At 32.8% G+C, this 16,553-nt stretch carries 19 protein-coding genes; 6 read left to right on the top strand and 13 right to left on the bottom strand.

The window, feature by feature from the left end; genetic code table 11:
- Window positions 1–18 precede the first annotated feature (18 nt).
- From IHE43_RS14150 to IHE43_RS14180, 7 genes are all read right to left on the bottom strand, one after another.
- The gene (locus IHE43_RS14150) at window positions 19–870 is read right to left on the bottom strand and encodes a substrate-binding domain-containing protein (RefSeq protein WP_192184485.1); all 852 of its coding nucleotides are present in this window, start codon (window positions 868–870) and stop codon (window positions 19–21) included.
- 48 nt (window positions 871–918) lie between these two features.
- On the bottom strand, window positions 919–1,392 hold the full coding sequence (locus tag IHE43_RS14155; RefSeq protein WP_192184486.1) for a DUF4265 domain-containing protein: 474 nt from the start codon (window positions 1,390–1,392) through the stop codon (window positions 919–921).
- A 93-nt stretch (window positions 1,393–1,485) separates the two neighbouring features.
- Window positions 1,486–1,878 (bottom strand): VOC family protein, encoded by a 393-nt coding sequence (locus tag IHE43_RS14160; protein WP_192184487.1) that lies wholly within the window; start codon window positions 1,876–1,878, stop codon window positions 1,486–1,488.
- Window positions 1,879–1,881: 3 nt separating this feature from the next.
- Window positions 1,882–2,322: a DinB family protein gene (locus IHE43_RS14165; protein WP_192184488.1), complete on the bottom strand. Its 441-nt coding sequence runs from the start codon at window positions 2,320–2,322 to the stop codon at window positions 1,882–1,884.
- 19 nt (window positions 2,323–2,341) lie between these two features.
- Window positions 2,342–3,211, bottom strand: coding sequence for a nucleoside phosphorylase (locus tag IHE43_RS14170; protein WP_192184489.1), 870 nt, complete (start codon window positions 3,209–3,211; stop codon window positions 2,342–2,344).
- A gap of 211 nt (window positions 3,212–3,422) precedes the next feature.
- Complete coding sequence (locus tag IHE43_RS14175) at window positions 3,423–3,755, bottom strand: translation initiation factor (protein ID WP_192184490.1); 333 nt, start codon at window positions 3,753–3,755, stop codon at window positions 3,423–3,425.
- Between the two features lie 110 nt (window positions 3,756–3,865).
- Complete coding sequence (locus IHE43_RS14180) at window positions 3,866–4,816, bottom strand: isopenicillin N synthase family oxygenase (RefSeq protein ID WP_192184491.1); 951 nt, start codon at window positions 4,814–4,816, stop codon at window positions 3,866–3,868.
- Window positions 4,817–4,992: 176 nt separating this feature from the next.
- Between IHE43_RS14180 and IHE43_RS14185 the strand changes: the two genes are divergently transcribed.
- Window positions 4,993–6,969: a thiamine pyrophosphate-dependent enzyme gene (locus IHE43_RS14185; RefSeq protein ID WP_192184492.1), complete on the top strand. Its 1,977-nt coding sequence runs from the start codon at window positions 4,993–4,995 to the stop codon at window positions 6,967–6,969.
- A 69-nt stretch (window positions 6,970–7,038) separates the two neighbouring features.
- Window positions 7,039–8,781 carry a DUF885 domain-containing protein gene (locus IHE43_RS14190; protein ID WP_192184493.1) on the top strand — a complete coding sequence of 581 codons (1,743 nt, stop codon included), beginning with the start codon at window positions 7,039–7,041 and terminating at the stop codon, window positions 8,779–8,781.
- A 68-nt stretch (window positions 8,782–8,849) separates the two neighbouring features.
- On the opposite strand, the gene IHE43_RS14195 is transcribed toward IHE43_RS14190, so the two are convergent.
- The 4 genes from IHE43_RS14195 to IHE43_RS14210 form a co-directional block, all read right to left on the bottom strand.
- A complete protein-coding gene (locus tag IHE43_RS14195; RefSeq protein ID WP_192184494.1) occupies window positions 8,850–9,821 on the bottom strand; it encodes a zinc-binding alcohol dehydrogenase family protein in 972 nt (323 codons plus the stop codon).
- 151 nt (window positions 9,822–9,972) lie between these two features.
- A complete protein-coding gene (locus IHE43_RS14200; protein WP_192184495.1) occupies window positions 9,973–10,548 on the bottom strand; it encodes a Crp/Fnr family transcriptional regulator in 576 nt (191 codons plus the stop codon).
- On the bottom strand, window positions 10,541–11,110 hold the full coding sequence (locus IHE43_RS14205) for an RDD family protein (protein ID WP_225585118.1): 570 nt from the start codon (window positions 11,108–11,110) through the stop codon (window positions 10,541–10,543). Before IHE43_RS14205 ends, IHE43_RS14200 begins: the two co-directional genes overlap by 8 nt.
- A 57-nt stretch (window positions 11,111–11,167) precedes the next feature.
- Window positions 11,168–11,575, bottom strand: a complete 408-nt coding sequence (locus IHE43_RS14210) for a glyoxalase (RefSeq protein ID WP_192184497.1) — start codon at window positions 11,573–11,575, stop codon at window positions 11,168–11,170.
- 69 nt (window positions 11,576–11,644) lie between these two features.
- Between IHE43_RS14210 and IHE43_RS14215 the strand changes: the two genes are divergently transcribed.
- Together IHE43_RS14215 and IHE43_RS14220 are read left to right on the top strand one after the other, a co-directional pair.
- Window positions 11,645–12,028 (top strand): acyl-CoA thioesterase, encoded by a 384-nt coding sequence (locus IHE43_RS14215; RefSeq protein WP_192184498.1) that lies wholly within the window; start codon window positions 11,645–11,647, stop codon window positions 12,026–12,028.
- 60 nt (window positions 12,029–12,088) lie between these two features.
- Entirely contained in the window at window positions 12,089–12,517 is a 429-nt protein-coding gene (locus tag IHE43_RS14220; protein WP_192184499.1) for a hypothetical protein, read from the top strand.
- Window positions 12,518–12,698: 181 nt separating this feature from the next.
- On the opposite strand, the gene IHE43_RS14225 is transcribed toward IHE43_RS14220, so the two are convergent.
- Both IHE43_RS14225 and IHE43_RS14230 read right to left on the bottom strand, forming a co-directional pair.
- Window positions 12,699–13,955, bottom strand: coding sequence for a mechanosensitive ion channel family protein (locus tag IHE43_RS14225; protein ID WP_192184500.1), 1,257 nt, complete (start codon window positions 13,953–13,955; stop codon window positions 12,699–12,701).
- Window positions 13,948–14,235 carry a DUF3817 domain-containing protein gene (locus tag IHE43_RS14230; RefSeq protein WP_192184501.1) on the bottom strand — a complete coding sequence of 96 codons (288 nt, stop codon included), beginning with the start codon at window positions 14,233–14,235 and terminating at the stop codon, window positions 13,948–13,950. Before IHE43_RS14230 ends, IHE43_RS14225 begins: the two co-directional genes overlap by 8 nt.
- A 102-nt stretch (window positions 14,236–14,337) precedes the next feature.
- On the opposite strand from IHE43_RS14230, the gene IHE43_RS14235 reads away from it, so the two are divergent.
- A complete protein-coding gene (locus IHE43_RS14235; RefSeq protein WP_192184502.1) occupies window positions 14,338–14,871 on the top strand; it encodes a DUF6155 family protein in 534 nt (177 codons plus the stop codon).
- Between the two features lie 108 nt (window positions 14,872–14,979).
- Entirely contained in the window at window positions 14,980–16,518 is a 1,539-nt protein-coding gene (locus IHE43_RS14240; RefSeq protein ID WP_192184503.1) for a DEAD/DEAH box helicase, read from the top strand.
- Window positions 16,519–16,553: the final 35 nt, after the last annotated feature.

The raw sequence follows: 16,553 nt of genomic DNA on the forward strand, positions 1-16,553 counted from the left end.
AAGAATTAAAAGCAGTTTTTACAGCGCTTTTACCGTTTCAACAAAAGTACTTTTTTTATCAATAATTCCCAGATCAAATAATTGATTTTGAATTTTATCAAATGCTTTTTCATTTAAATGTTTTTGAGACCACTGTGTTAGCTTTAGCCATTCCTGAATATCTTCTATTTTTTGATTGAAAAGATCTGCCAGAGTTTTGTCAATATCCGGAATTTCAGTAAAATCATGAGTTGTTTTGTTGATGATTTCGAGGATTTTCTCTACAACTTTTGGATTCTTTTTCAAAAACTCATCACGAACTGTAATTACAAAGGATGGCCATGGAGTAGGGCAGTCGCCAACACGCCTAAAAATTCCCTGATCAACAAGTGGTTTGGTCATGAAACGTTCCCACATAAAATAATCAGCAGTTCCGTTTGTCAAAGCTTCAACAGCACCATCAATTGTATTTATAATTTCAAATTGCAAACTATCTGTTGCCCAACCTTGCTCATGTGCGTTTACGTAGGCCATCAGTTGCGAGCCTGAACCTAATCTGGAAATAGCTGCTTTTTTGTCTTTAAGATCTTTTATAGAATGAAAATCTGATTCTGCAGCAACGTGAATTCCCCAAATTAAAGGAGATTGCACGTAAATCTGAACGATTTTACTTGGGTTTCCGGCAACAATATCTTTTACAATTCCTTCTGTCAAAATAACGGCAATATCAGCTTCACCATCACGCAACATCTGACACATTTTGCCGGTACCTTCAGGAATATTTTTCCATTGTAAATCAATATTTTCTGCTTCAAATTCGCCATTTTCAATGCATAGATGCCATGGTAAATTGAAGTGTTCAGGAACACCAACAATTTTTACAGTTTTCATTAGTTTAAGTTTAAGTTAAGTTGTTTGGTGTGCGTATTTTAAATTTGTTTAGTTTTTTAATAAATCTGCTCTGTGTTTCTCAGAGATATAAGGCTCCGCAAATTCTATTATTTCCTGTGTCTCATATTCTTTGAGGATATTTTTTACAATTGAATAGTCGATATCTCTCACTATTTCAACAGCGAGAAAGGTATCATTCAAGTTTTCTGATAAACAATTAATAGCTTTTAGTTTTTCTCTAATTGCCTCTTTATCAAAATCTTTTTCTAAAATTAAAATCTGAACTATTGAATTTCCTGAATGTTCGATGGTTTCCAGATAAACGAAATTCTTTTCATTTTCATCATATTCAGCATAAAAAAGATCAGCTGTTGCTATAGATGCTCCAAAAAACGGAATATTATCTAATTTGAAAAATCCCTTCTCCAAATTAATAATTTCAGCCCACATGGTTTCTGAAACTGTTTCTCCTAAAAAATCACTGTAATATTTAAATAAGATTTTTTTATGTGTGTCTGCCATTATTTAATTTATACTTTTTTTTAAGCTCATCACAATAATAATTTTGAGTGATGCTTATTAATTATCTAATTTTCAAATTGACTAATTAGTTATCTAATCAATCTCGTCAATTACTGCTTTTAATGGTGATATAACTATTCGATATCCGTCAGGATCCTGAAACATTTTTCCATTTTCATTCCAAAATGGGTTAATTGCAGCTATTATTGAAATATTGTTACGTACAAGCTTATTTTCCAATTCATTGTAATCTGAAATTGTCTTCGGATAAAGTACAATTACATCTTCTTCATCAAAAGTATGTTTCGCTTTTGAGTCAGATTGCGTAAATTCAAAATGCCAGTCCAAACCTGATTTTCCAATAAAAACACCATCGTAATTATTGTGATTCTGAAAACCGCCTAATCGTTCGAAACCGAGAATGTCAACATAAAAATTTTCAATTCTCTCTAAATCATTCGTGTGTCGGGCCACTCTTAAAAACATAATCTATGATCTGATTTGATTAATATGATGCTCTAAGTGTTCTACATAATCTGTAATTAAAAATTTTAAATCAATAACAGATTCATCGCTTAAAATAATTTTATAATCTAAAGCTTTCTCATCAACAGATTTCATAATTCTGATGATTTGTTTGTTTAGCGAAAGCCATAATTGGTTTAGTTCATTAATTTCTTTAGACTGATATTGATTTAAATTTACTAAATCAATCTGATTATAAGGTCTGTGACGATATGGTTTTTCCAGATAATTGATTTCTGTAAAGCGAACTAAATTGTGAATTGCAGAATCAACTAAATGGCCTAAAACTTCTTTTTTAGACCATTTCCCTGGTTTTCTTTCTTCTAAAATAATTGGATCAATTGTTGAAAAATAATTTGAATTTTCATTCAACAATTGCTCAAATTTAAAAATTGAATCTTCCATGAATTATTTAATTATCTAATTATTTCCCTGCCAGCTTATTCAATGTATAAGCAATAAGTTCATCAACTGCTTTATAAGGATCTTCACTAAAAGTTCCTGAAGCACGGTTGGCAATAATAGCATTTAAAGATAGTGCATTATGTCCTAATAGTGCCGAAAGTCCATAAATAGCCGCTGTCTCCATTTCTAAATTAGTGATTCTATTATCGTCAAAATCAAAATTATCCATTTTATTGTTTAATGCTGAATCTTGAATATTCAAACGTAATACACGGCCTTGTGGGCCATAAAACCCACCGGCAGTTGCTGTAATTCCTTTAAAAATTTTATCAGATTCTATAATTTTTTCTAAAGTTTCAGAACACGGAATCGCATAAGGTCTTCCTTTTCGGATATCCCAATTGGTATGCATTATGAAAGCATCTTCTAATGCATCCTGCGAAACATCGTCAATTAAATAGGAGCGGAGCATATTATCTAATCCTAATCCGAATTTAGACATTACAAAACTATCCACAGGAATGTCAGCATGCAAAGAACCCGAAGTTCCAATTCTGATGATATTCAAAGAAGTCAAATTTTCTTTTGGCTGACGTGTTTCTAAATCAATGTTTACCAACGCATCTAATTCATTCAAAACAATATCAATGTTATCCGGCCCAATTCCGGTTGACATTACAGAGATTCGTTTTCCTTTATAAGTTCCGGTTTGGGTCTTAAATTCTCTTTTTTGTGTAGAAAATTCAATGGTATCAAAAAACTGAGTAATTTTTTCAACTCTATTCTGATCTCCAACAAAAATTATATCGTGTGCAATGTGTTCAGGACGCAGGTTTAAGTGGTAAACACTTCCGTCTGGATTTAGTATTAATTCTGATGCTTGTATCATTTTTTTGAGGTGCTAAGGTTCTGAGTAGCTAAGGTTCTAAGGCTTAAAAAATAAATTCCAATTTTTTAAAATTCCAAATTCCAATCTTAAATTTAGCCAAAGCTTTGCAAACTTTGTGTTTTTTTAATTAAAACTTCGAATTATAATTCTTAGCGGGCTTTGCATTTTTTTTGAATTGGAATTTGGGATTTTTAAAAATTGGGATTTAATATTAGCCACCAACTCTTTTTGTTTTAAAGCCTTTTTCTTTTAAAATAGCCATGATTTTGTCACGATAATCGCCCTGGATGATGATCGAGTCATCTTTAAAAGTCCCGCCAACACTTAGTTTGGTTTTAATTTCTTTGGCCAGAATTTTAAAATCTTCATCAGATCCTTCGTAGCCTTCTATTATGGTGGTTGCTTTTCCTTTTCGTTTTTCAAATTTGCAGATCATAGGCTCTTTCTGAACATACAGAACGTGCTCTTGTTCCTGAATTTTCTCAGGTTCATTTGATTCAACGTGATCCGGAAATAAATTTTTTAATTGATCTTGTAAGTCCATAAATTTTTTATTCTAAAAAATAAGCTTCAATAAATATAGTTCATAAAAATCAAATTCCAAACTCCAGGTTGAATTGGAATTTGGAATTTTAATATTGAAATTTAATAAGTTTATTTTTTAATTAAACCTAAATCTACTAAACGTTCGTATAAATAATCTCCTGCTGTGATGTCTTCAAATTTCTTAGGATTTTCAGCATCAATACAGTTTTCTAAACAATCTAAACGCATATCGCTTACAGGGTGCATGAAAAACGGTACAGAAAAACGAGATGTTCCCCATAATTCTCTTGGCGGATTTACAACCTGGTGGATCGTTGATTTTAGTTTGTTATTGGTATGTCTTGACAACATATCTCCAACATTAATTACTAATTCATCATCTGCTGCGATTGCGTCAATCCATTCTCCATCATGATTTTGAACCTGAAGCCCTTTTCCCTGAGCGCCCATTAAAAGTGTAATCAGGTTGATATCACCGTGAGCCGCAGCACGAATGGCGTTTTCTGGCTCAGAAGTAATTGGTGGATAATGAATTGGTCTTAAAATTGAGTTTCCTTCTTTAGCATACTGATCAAAATAAAACTCGTCTAAACCTAAATGCAAAGCCAAAGCTCTTAAGACATAAACACCTGTTTTTTCAAGCATTTGATACGCTTCTTTACCAACTACATTAAAACGTGGTAATTCTTTAACTTCAACATTTTCAGGATATTCTGAAGCGTATTTTGAATCTTTGTCAACATACTGACCAAAATGCCAAAATTCTTTCAAATCTCCCTCTTTACGTCCTTTAGCATGCTCTTTTCCAAAAGATACATAACCTCTTTGTCCGCCAATACCGGGAATTTCATAATTATGCTTAGTTTCTACTGGCAAAGCGAAAAATTTTCTAATTTCGCTATAAAGCTCGTTTACTAACTGGTCGTCTAAAAAATGACCTTTTAGGGCTACGAAGCCAATGTTTTCAAATGCACTGCCGATTTCATTTACAAATTTTTGTTTACGTTTCGGGTCGTCCGAAAGGAAATCACGTAAGTCTACACTAGGAATGTTTTGCATACTTTACATTTTTTGTTTAAGATGAAAGGTGTCGAAAAACCTTTCAATAACAAAGGTAGAGAATATTTTAGAATTGAATTTTAAAAGTTATAATAAAATCAAAAAAATATAACAAAAACGAATAAAATTGTTATATTTTTCTATATTTGAAACGCTAAAAAAAAACTAACAACCCTATGATCTTTTACAGACAAAACCTTACTGATGCCAAATTACTAGAATTATATAAAAGAATCCTCAAACCTCGTTTGATCGAAGAAAAGATGCTCATCCTGATTCGTCAGGGAAAAGTATCAAAATGGTTTTCCGGAATAGGGCAGGAAGCCATTGCAGTAGGAGTAACAGCTGTTTTAGATGAATCCGAATATATATTACCAATGCACCGGAATTTGGGAGTTTTTACCACTCGTGATATTCCATTACATCGATTATTTTCGCAATGGCAGGGCAAAGCAAATGGTTTTACAAAAGGAAGAGACCGCAGTTTTCACTTTGGAACTCAGGAGTATAAAATCATAGGGATGATTTCGCATTTGGGTCCGCAATTAGGAATTGCAGACGGAATTGCGTTAGCCGATAAACTTCAGAATAATAAAAAAATAACAGCCGCATTTACTGGCGAAGGTGCTACCAGCGAAGGAGATTTTCACGAAGCATTGAATATTGCTGCCGTTTGGAAATTGCCTGTAATGTTTATTATTGAAAATAATGGTTACGGGCTTTCAACGCCTACAAATGAACAATATTTATGTACCAATCTCGCTGACAAAGGTATTGGTTACGGCATTGAGAGTCATATTATTGACGGAAATAATATTCTGGAAGTTTACAACAAACTTTCGGAATTAAAAGAACAAATGCAAAACGATCCACATCCGGTTTTATTAGAATTTAAAACCTTTAGAATGCGTGGGCACGAAGAGGCGAGTGGTACCAAATATGTTCCGCAGGAATTGATGGACGAATGGGCTGAAAAAGATCCTGTGACAAATTATCGAAAATTTTTAACAGAAACTGGAGTCTTAACAGCTGAATTTGATGAACAATTACATGCTGAAATCAAACAGGAAATCGATGAAAACTTAGCTATTGCTAACGCTGAACCAGAAATCATTCCAACTTACAGTGGAGAATTAGATGATGTTTATAAACCATTTATTTATGAAGAAGTTACTCATTCTGAAGAAACTAAAAATATTCGATTTATAGATGCGATCAGAAATAGTCTTGAACAATCGATGCAAAATCATAGAAACCTGATTATTATGGGTCAGGATATTGCAGAGTATGGTGGTGCTTTTAAAATCACAGATGGTTTTGTTGAGTTTTTTGGAAAAGACAGAGTTCGCAATACGCCAATTTGTGAAAGCGCTGTAGTTTCAACAGGAATGGGGTTATCAATTAATGGTTACAAAGCGATAGTAGAAATGCAATTTGCTGATTTTGTTTCAACAGGATTTAATCCGATTGTGAATTTATTGGCAAAATCACATTACCGCTGGGGAGAAAAAGCTGATGTTGTGGTTCGTATGCCTTGTGGTGGCGGTACACAAGCTGGCCCGTTTCACTCGCAAACAAACGAAGCCTGGTTTACCAAAACTCCGGGTTTAAAAGTAGTTTACCCAGCCTTTCCTTATGACGCAAAAGGTTTATTAAATACCTCAATTAATGATCCGAATCCAGTTTTATTTTTTGAACATAAGCAATTGTACCGAAGCGTTTATCAGGATGTTCCAACTGATTATTATACTATTCCGTTAGGAAAAGCAGCTGTTTTAAAAGAAGGAAATAATGTAACTATTATTGCTTTTGGCGCTCCAGTTCACTGGGCATTAGATACATTAGCCAATAATCCTGAAATTGATGCTGATTTAATTGATTTGCGGACACTTCAACCTTTAGATACCGAAACAATTTTTGCATCGGTTAAAAAGACCGGAAAAGTAATTATTTATCAGGAAGACACCCTGTTTGGTGGGATTGCCAGCGATATTTCGGCTTTAATTATGGAAGAATGTTTTGAATATCTGGATGCTCCGGTAAAAAGAGTAGCCAGTTTAGATTCGCCAATTCCGTTTACAAAAGCATTAGAAGATCAATTCTTACCAAAAAATCGTTTTGAAGAGGTTTTATTCGATTTATTGAAATATTAATTGCAAAGAGTAAATTGCTTTGCAGAATAAACATTTTTTCTATCTTTAAAGCACAAAAAAACTTAACTTATGAAAAAACTGTTTATTTCATTTTTTGCCATTTTATTACTTTTTTCCTGTAATAAAAGCGCTAAAACCACTACAGACAAAGCTTTAGATCAAAAATTTGATAAGTACAAAGACGGATTTGTTACCGATTTATGGAAAATTAATCCGGGGTGGGCTTCGGGAGTTGGTTATCATAAATTAGATAGTATTCTGGTGATTCCGGACGCGAAGGAAACGAAAGCACAACTTGATTTTGCCAATGCCCAATTGGATTCACTAAAACAATATGATATTGAAAGTTTGTCTAATAATAATAAGACCGATTTTCAAATGATAAAAAATCAGTTAGAAGCGACGATTTTCAGTATTAAAGAACTAAAAGCGTCTGAATGGAATCCTGCAGAATATAATGTCTGTGGTGCTTTCGCAGAAATTTTAAATGGAAAATACGATGCTGCAGAAGTTCGCTTACGTGCTTTTAATATCAAAATGAATAACATTCCGGCTTATTACGAAGCTGCAAAAAAGAATATAAAAAATCCAACAATTGAACATACTGATCTTGCAATTGCACAGAACATTGGCGGTTCTTCTGTTTTTGAAGATGATTTAAACGCTGCTTTAACACAAAGCAAATTGAGTGCTGCTGAGAAAAAAGAAATGCAAGACAAAGCAAAAGTTTCAATAAAAGCCATTAAAGATTATGCTGACTGGCTACAAAAATTACCAAATAAAACGCCTCGTTCTTTTAGATTAGGAGCCGATTTGTATGCGAAGAAATTCAACTTCGACATTCAATCCAGTTATACAGCTGACGAAATTTATAAAATTGCAGTTGATCACAAAAATGATTTGCATGACAAAATGTTTGTAATTGCAGATAAACTTTGGTCAAAATACAAAGGAAATGCGCCAAAACCCACTGATAAACTGGATTTAATCAAACAGGTTATTGATAAAATTTCATTACAGCACACTACTCCGGAGAAATTTCAATCGGAAATCGAAAAACAAATTCCAGAATTGATAACCTACGTTAAAGCGAAAAATTTATTATATATCGATCCGTCAAAACCTTTAGTAGTGCGTAAAGAACCAGCTTATATGGCGGGTGTTGCAGGTGCTTCCATTTCTGCTCCGGGACCATATGATAAAAATGCAGATACTTATTATAACGTAGGAAGTATGTCTGGCTGGACGGCTGAAAATGCCGAAAGTTATTTACGCGAATACAACGACTATATTCTTCAAATTTTAAACATTCACGAAGCAGTTCCAGGGCATTACACACAATTGGTTTACAGCAATCAGTCGCCAAGTATTATAAAATCTATTTTAGGGAACGGCGCCATGGTAGAAGGCTGGGCAGTTTATGCTGAAAAAATGATGTTAGAGAGCGGTTATAAAAACTCTGATGAAATGTGGTTAATGTATTATAAATGGAATTTGAGAGCAACTTGTAATACCATTTTAGATAACAGTGTTCACACCAAAGGCATGTCTAAAGAAGATGCCATGATTTTACTTACCAGAGAAGCTTTTCAGCAGCAAGCCGAAGCAGAAGGGAAGTGGAAGCGTGTAACGTTATCACAAGTGCAATTATGCTCTTATTTTACAGGATATACCGAGATTTATAATTTAAGAGAAGAACTTAAGAAAAAAGAAGGTGATACCTTTAATTTAAAACAATTTCATGAAAAATTCCTAAGTTTTGGAAGCGCTCCCGTAAAATACATCAAAGAATTAATGTTATCTAAAGAGTAACATTTTACAAGATATTTAAATTGAAAAGGTTTGATGAGATTAGTATCTTATCAAACCTTTTTCTTTTGTTAGATCGTTATAACTAAACGTTTACCGTCTGAAACATCAGCATTCCACATTTGTTCAATATCAATTAGTTTAACTTCTTCAATATCTACCTTTATTTTGTTTTGAGCGGCCAGAAGAAACATTTCCGGAAGTATTTCCGATAACAACAATTTTAGTTCTTCTTTTGACCAACTGCCTAAACCAGAGCCTGATAATTGAATATCAACGCTTCTTAAAATTCCTGCTGACAACTGAATAGCATCTCCAGCCATACTTCCAATATTAACATAACGTACTTTATGGGTAAAGGAACCATTGCCCTTTAAAGCTGAAAGGATTAATTCCGCAGTATGTCCCCATAAATAATCTAAAACGATATCTATTGGTGTATTTAAATGAATTTCCTTAAGCTTTTTGATAATCGTTTCGTCATCTTGTTTTAATGAAATAATTTCATCAGCGCCTAAATCTAATAGTTTTTGGAATGTTTTTTCATTTCTTGCGGTAACAATTATTCTTTTTGCTCCATAATGTTTTGCAATCTGAATGGCCATTTGACCTGTAAAACCAGCACCGCCGTTTATCAAAACAGTTTCTCCTGGTTTTATTCCTGCTCTAAATTTAAGCGCAATTGCAGATCCTGCAACTGCATTTGGCATCGCGGCTGCTATCGTATTGCTAATTCCTTCAGGCAATGGAACAAGAATATTTTTATCTATAATTGTTTTCTCTGCGATTGTACCGGTAATGCCACGGGCATACACTCTTGTGCCATTTTCTAACAAACCTATGGCATCACTACCAACAACAAATCCGTTTTCATTGTGATTTTCTGAAGAATAATGTTTACCGCTGGCTTTTCCTTTATCTAAATTGGTAATAGCAACGGCTTTTACCAAAAGTAAAATTTCGTTATCATTTTGTGGAATTGGTTCTGCAAATTCTGCATATTTTGGCGATTCGCCCTTTTTATAAACTACTGCTGCTTTCATAATTATTAAATTTTATGAGGCAAAGTTAGAGTGCGATTTATGAGCTGACGATAACATTTGTTATCAAATGAAATTTTCCACCATATAAGTTATATAAGCTCATTTAAACTTGGCTTATAATTAATCATATACTTTATTTGGTGAAATTCAATTATTTTTTATGAAGCAATTGACTTTTAATTCGGCTTAAATGAACTGTACTAACTCCAAGATAAGAAGCAATGTAATGTTGTTGCACTCGCTGCAGTACTTGAGGCCTTTCTTTAATTAAACTAAGATAACGTTGAGTAGGGGAGTCTTTTATAAAAGAAACAAAATGTTTTATATAATCAAATGTACGCTCAAAAAGCATATTAATAAACCTATCTCGCAATTCTGGAACTTCTTTGATTTCTTCTAAAATTTTATCCAGATCTTTTTTTTGAATACACCACAAAACAGAAGATTCAATGGTTTCAATAACAACCGGACTTGGTAATTTTTTCATGAAACTTTCAATAGAAGCCACACTTTGATTTTCGAAAAAAAACTGAGTAGTTAAATCTTTTCCGTTATTATTAAACCAAACCCGAATACAGCCTTTTTCGATTATAAAAAGCTTTTTTGAGATTTCGCCTTCTTCCAGAAGACTTGTTTTTGCTGGAACTTCAAGGCGTTGGAAGTAACTTGTATATTCATTCCATTTTGAATCGTCGAGAGGGAATTTATTTCGGAATTTATCAAACATTATCTTTTACTACTTTAGTTCTTGAAATTGCATCATGAAAGCCATTTCGAGAATAGAAAAATGAAAATCTATCAAAAGGAATAAGTCTGCAAAATGTTCTACTGATAATATCGATAAGTTCTGGTTTATTTCCTTCTAAAGTTACAACCTTAGTTTTAGTTATAATCTTTCCCAAAGTTTTTTGAAATCCATACTCAAGCGGGATATAATAAAGTGCTACAAAAAAAACTAGAGAACCAAGTCTATAAATAGATAATTGAGCTCTGCCTACTAATGGTAAAAAGGTTTCCAAGACTGGAACAATAATGCAATAAAGAATAAAAATCACAATAAAATCAATTATAAAATTTACAAATCGAATTCTTGCTCCAACTGTATTGTTTTCAATCTTTTTGATAACCTGATTTTCGAGTTCAACTTTTGCTGTTATTTTTTCAAATTTAGAAGCATCAATTTGCCTTAAATCAATTTCCTTTTCTGCAGCGTCAATAGCCGATTCTTGATATTTGGTACGATTTACTGTAACGATTTTAATTAATTCTTCGTCTGTTTTGTTAGACATTACCTTGGTAAAGTTGTTCTCCATACTTGACATCAATATTATTTAAACAATATAAAACTAATTTGAATTCGATTTCAATTCAAACAATTGCACCTGACTTTTCAATCGGTCAATCAACAAATTCATCATTCTTTTATTTAGACTTGACGAATTTTGAATGTAAGTTTCATATTCTTCAATCGTAAAAAGTGCCATCACAATTCCTTTTAAAGAGTTTCTGAATTTAATATCTTTTTGAATGGAATTTTCTATCACCTGGAGTTTCTTTTCGACGGTATACGAATAGAAATCGGCTTTGTTTTTATTTACGTAGTTGATAAACACCGCAATAAACAAATCATTTTGCAGTTTTAAAATAGGCCTAATCGTCTGATTTTGAAACAACTCATCTGCCGAAGATTGAGCACTTACAGTTCCTAAAGTTTCGCCTCTGAATTCTCTTAAAAAAGTGTCTCTATCTGCCATGTTTTTTCTTTAAATTTAGAAAAAATTCCAATACAAAAAAATCTATTTTTACTCTTATAAATTAAAATTATGCGATTTCATACCAGAAAGTGGGTTAAGCCCGAAGATTTAAATCCAAACGGAACTTTATTCGGAGGAAAATTATTAGCGTGGATTGATGAAGAACTAGCTTTGTACTCCATTGTGCAACTTCAAAACCCGAAAGTAGTAACCAAATACATGTCAGAAATCAATTTTAAAAGTTCTGCCCGTCAGGGTGATATCGTAGAAATTGGAATTGATGTCGTTAAATTCGGAAATACATCACTGGTTTTAAAATGCGCAGTAAGAAACATGATGACGCGTGAAATCATTATTACAATTGACCATACAACAATGGTTAATTTAGATGAAGATGGTAAACCAAAAGCGCACGGAAAAACCCAAATCGAATTCGTAAAAGACCGTTTATAATTTTTTTACCATATAAGTGACAGAAGTTCATTTTAACTAAGTTTAAAAAAACATTTACCAATGCTTAAAAATTTTGTAATCGTTACTTTTTTGTCTGCATTTTTAATTTCCTGTAATTCAAAAGAAGAAAAGGATAAATACAATCGTATTATCTATCGTGCAGTTAATGGCAAGGACACCGCGATTTTAGACATCAAAATAAACGACAAGAGATTTTACGGGCGTTATGAAATACTATATCATAAATTCGGTAAGGATTCCGGCGATGTAAGAGGGGATCTGAGAGGCGACACCCTACGAGGTGACTTTCATTTTATTGCTAACGGAGGAAGCTGGAAAAGAATCCCGATAGCTTTATTAAAAAAAGATAATAAACTGATTCTGGGAAAAGGTGTAATCGGAACCTATTTCAATCTTCCGCTTTTTATTCATGAAATTCCGATAGAATACAATAAATCAGCGTTTGTTTTTGAAAAGATTGAAAAATAAGTTTCAGGTTTTCTTTGTTTCAGGTTTCAAGTTTAGATGATGTATTTAACCGCAAAGTTCGCAAGGTTCACAAATGACGACTTTGCGTTCATAGCGTAAACCTTTGCGAACTTTGCGGTTAAATTATGTTCAAAGTAACACAACCTGAAACTTTAAACCTGAAACCTGAAACAAAAAAAACTTACTCCAATCTCCCTATTTTGGAAGGCAATTCGAATATTTCCAAATCAAAATATTCAACAGAGGCCATTATATGATCAAAAATATCGGACATAATATATTCGTAATTTGCCCAGCGTTTATCACTTGAAAATGCATAAATTTCTAAAGGAACTCCATGCTCACTCGATTGCAGCTGGCGACACATGATATGCATGTTTTTATTCAATCCGGGATGATCAAGCAGATACTGCATGATGTATTTTCGAAACAAACCTAAATTCGTCATATTTCGACCATTCAAAGACAAGGTTTTATCGATACCGTGCATAACATTATATTTTTCAATTTCAGCTTGTCTGGTTACGATATAAGAAGAAATAAGCTGTACTTTTTTCATCTGATTCAAATCTTCATTTGTCAGAAAACGAATACTGCTGCTTTTGATTAATACATGTCTTTTAATACGTCTTCCGTCAGATTTTTGCATACCGCGCCAGTTCTGAAAAGAGTCTGAACTTAAAGCATAGGTTGGAATCGTTGTAATGGTATTATCAAAATTTCGAACTTTCACGGTCGTTAAGTTAATTTCAATTACATCTCCATCGGCACCAAATTTATCCATCGTAATCCAGTCGCCAATACGAACCATATCGTTAATAGCAACCTGAACACTGGAAACAAATCCTAAAATAGTATCTCTGAAAATCAAGATGATAATAGCAGAAAGTGTTCCTAAAATAGTAAGTAATTCCCCTTTTTTGATTCCGAATAATGTCGAAATAATCATGGCAACGCCAAAAATCCAAAGCACAATCATAATAACCTGAACGAAGCTGTCGATCGGTTTGTCGCTGTATTCGGGCTTTTGTTTTAAATAATCACGTAAGGCATTAAAAATCGTTCTGATAATCCATAAACTGATCAAAACGATATAAATACCCACTATTTTCCCAAAAAGAGTTTCCCAATATTCATAGCGATCCAGGATTATGGGTACAGCCTTATAGATAAAGAAAAACGGAATTAAATACGCCGTATATTTTGTTGTTTTATTATGAATCAGGTAATCGTCAAACTTTGTTTTGGTTTTTTGCGCAAAAATGGCGGTCAAGGTAACTAAAACAAATTTTGCGACATAATAAATGGCGTAAGCCAAAGCCACCATAATGGCAATATTAAAGATCAGGCTGATATAAGACGCAAAGTTGCGACTCATTCCCCAATCTCTAAAAAGCGGATATAAAAAGTTAAATATTTTATCCAAAGGCTTATGCATTATTTTCTAAATATTTTTTCTCGATGTAGAAAGTTCCAAACGGAATAAGAGATGCAATCAAAATAATTCCGAAGATTTTGAGATCCCAGTTTTGAGATTTTCTAAGTAAAAAGGCCAAAATAATATACCCAATAAATAATACTCCATGTGTCATTCCTAACGGACGTAGTAAAGTATGATAGAGTTCAGGGTTATTGGTTTTAATGAAAAGCATGTTTGCGAATAAAACTAAATAGGAGATTCCTTCTAAAATTGCAGTAACTTTGAAAATCTTGAGCATGTATCTATTTTTTGAATTTATACGAGCAAAATTAAGTATTAGGATTGGTTTTTGCGATATGAATCCGGAAACTAATTTATTTTTGTATCTTAAACTTTGATAATGAGTAAGCGCGATTTAAAAAAATATTTAGCCGAATTAAATAAGGAACAACTCGAAGAGCAAATTATCGAATTATACGAGAAATTTATTCCGGTAAAAACCTTTTATGATTTTGTTTTCAATCCCAAAGAAGACAAACTCTTACAGGAAAGTAAAACAAAAATTTCTCATGAATATTTTCCTGTCAAAAAGCCAAACGCAAAATGGCGTCCAAAAGCCAAAATGCGTCGGTCTGTAGCACAGAAAATGATCAAGCATTTTATTCTGTTAGGTGTTGATCCTTTTATCATTGCTGATTTGATGTTGTATAATATCGAAATAGCGCAAACGTTTTCTTCAGGAAACTTAATAAAGCAGGAATTGTTTTACAAAAGCATGTTTAATTCTTTCGAGCAAGCTGTAAATTTTATAATTTCTAACGGGATTTTATCTGAATTTAAAGCAAGAATTTTAGATATTCAACAGCAAACTATTCAACAAAAATGGAAAAACAAGTATGATTTTGAAGCAATTCTGGACAAAATCGACTTATAAAAACACTTCTCATAAAAAATCTTATTTAAAAAAAACATTTATTTTAGGTTAAAATAAGATGAATAACTGTTTTTTAGGTGTATTTTTGCAAAAATCCAAAAATAAACAATGTCTCAAAACACTTTAGAAATAGAAAGAGAAGAGAAAAAAGAACTTTATGCATATCAAAAAGGCGATATTGACGCTATTTTTGAACGTTTAGATAATGCTCCTGCTCAACATCATCTATTGTACCAATTACCTACCGGTGGAGGAAAAACTGTAATTTTTTCTGAAATCGTTCGTCGTTATTTAGCTCATAATGACAAAAAAGTGGTTGTATTAACACACCGTATAGAACTTTGTAAGCAAACTTCAAAAATGCTTAAAGGGTTTGGTGTCAGCAACAAAATAATCAATAGTAAAGTAAAAGAATTGCCTGATCAAAACGATTATTCTTGTTTCGTGGCGATGGTTGAAACTTTAAAAAATCGTATCAATGACGAGAAATTACATCTTGATAACATTGGTTTGGTGATTATTGATGAGGCACATTACAATTCATTTAGAAAATTATTAAACTCATTCAAAAACGCTTTTATTCTTGGAGTAACAGCAACACCTTTGAGTTCAAATATAAAATTACCAATGCATCAGAGTTACGACGAACTTATTGTAGGAGATACAATTAGTTCGTTGATTGACAAAGGATTCCTTGCACGCGCTACAACTTACAGTTATGATGTTGGTTTAACTTCATTAAAAGTGGGTATCAACGGAGATTATACCGTAAAATCTTCTGATGATTTGTATACCAATACAATTATGCAGGAAAAACTGTTACATGCTTATACAGAACGTTCTTTGGGTAAAAAAACCTTGATTTTCAACAACGGTATTCATACTTCATTATATGTATATGAAACGTTTAGAGAAGCGGGTTACGACATTAGACACCTTGATAACACAAGTAGTTCAGAAGAACGTAAAGATATTTTAGCATGGTTTAAGAAAACTCCGGATGCGATTTTAACATCAGTAGGAATTTTAACTACCGGTTTTGATGAGCCAACTGTTGAGACCATTATCTTAAACAGAGCAACAAAATCCTTAACGTTATACTACCAGATGATCGGTCGTGGATCTCGTAAATTACCTGGTAAAGACGAATTTACGGTTATCGATTTAGGTAATAATGCCGCGCGTTTTGGATTGTGGAGTGAGCCGGTTAACTGGCAACATATCTTTAAATCACCTGAATTTTATTTGGAAAATCTGCGTGATGACACTGAAATTGAATTGTATTTCAAATATAGTATGCCTCCGGAATTACGTGCAAAATTCAGTAAAACTGCCGATGTTACTTTTGATGTTGATGAGGAACATAAATTAATCATCAAACAGAATTTACGTTCTAAAGTAGTATTAGACAAATCACTAGAGCAGCATGCTGCAATGTGCGTAGACAATACTGAAACATTACAAGAAGCAAAATCATTAGGAAAAGAGCTTGACGACGATATCGAATGCCGAATCAAACGTTACGCAAAATGTTTGAGTCAATGCAGTAAAAACTACCGCGAATGGCTGGTTGACGATTATAAATTGAAAATGGTTTTATTAATCGGTAAAAAATACCGTGAAAAAATCATGAACGAACCGGATTGATTTTTTAAATTAAATGTTAACTGCAAAAAGTTAAA

The organism is Flavobacterium sp. MDT1-60, from assembly GCF_014844035.1.
GTDB lineage: Bacteria > Bacteroidota > Bacteroidia > Flavobacteriales > Flavobacteriaceae > Flavobacterium.